At 73.2% G+C, this 755-nt stretch carries 2 pseudogenes; both read left to right on the top strand.

What is annotated here, in order from left to right:
- Nucleotides 1-17: 17 nt before the first annotated feature.
- Nucleotides 18-236: pseudogene (locus tag CCL05_RS43470) on the top strand (Holliday junction branch migration DNA helicase RuvB); the annotation flags it as partial.
- Nucleotides 233-706, top strand: a pseudogene (locus CCL05_RS43465) (copper homeostasis protein CutC); the annotation flags it as partial. The pseudogenes CCL05_RS43470 and CCL05_RS43465, both read left to right, overlap by 4 nt.
- Nucleotides 707-755 lie beyond the last annotated feature (49 nt).

Here is a 755-nt window from a genome sequence, read left to right as displayed (position 1 = left end):
ACTCCGAGGCACACTCCATGAACTGGGACGACACGACCGACGCCGATGCCGCCGAGCGGCTCGTCGGTGCGTCCGCCGACCGTGAGGACCAGGCCGTCGAGGCCGCCCTGCGCCCCAAGGACCTGGGCGAGTTCATCGGCCAGGAGAAGGTCCGCGAGCAGCTCGACCTCGTCCTGCGCGCCGCACGCGCGCGGGGTGCCACCGCCGACCACGTTCTGCTCTCCGGCGCCACCGGCTGGTCGGCGTGACCGCCGGGCTGCGACAGGCCGGGGCCGAGGAGTTCGTGCTGGGGTTTCTCGACGCGGGTGGCGGGGTGGATCTGGCTGCTGTGGAGCGGGTTGTGGGGGCGTTGGACGGCTGCCCCTGGACCTTCCACCGGGCCATCGACCGGGCCGCCGACCGGGACGCCCTGCGCAAGCAGCTGGACGGGATGCCTGGGCTGGACACGTACCTGACGGCCGGGTCGGCGGACGGGGTCGACGACGGGCTTCCCGTGTTGCTCGCGGAGGCCGGGCTTGCCGGGGAGCCGGGGTATGAGCAGCGGTTGCTGGTGGGGGGTGGGTTGCGGCTCGATCATGTGCCGATGCTGTTGAAGGCCGGGGTCGACGGGTTTCACATCGGCGGGGCGGCTCGTCCCGGGGGCTGGGACTCGCCGGTGTCGGTGAAGGCGGTCGCGGAGTGGCGGGCTGCGGTGGACGCTTCTTGACAGGCGCAGGGCGTTGTGGCTGGGGGCGGGTGGGTGCGCAACCCGGCGC

This window comes from Streptomyces africanus, from assembly GCF_002150735.1.
GTDB lineage: Bacteria > Actinomycetota > Actinomycetes > Streptomycetales > Streptomycetaceae > Streptomyces > Streptomyces africanus.
The sequence above is the reverse complement of the archived record's forward strand: the minus strand, read 5'-3'. Positions and strand labels throughout refer to the sequence as shown.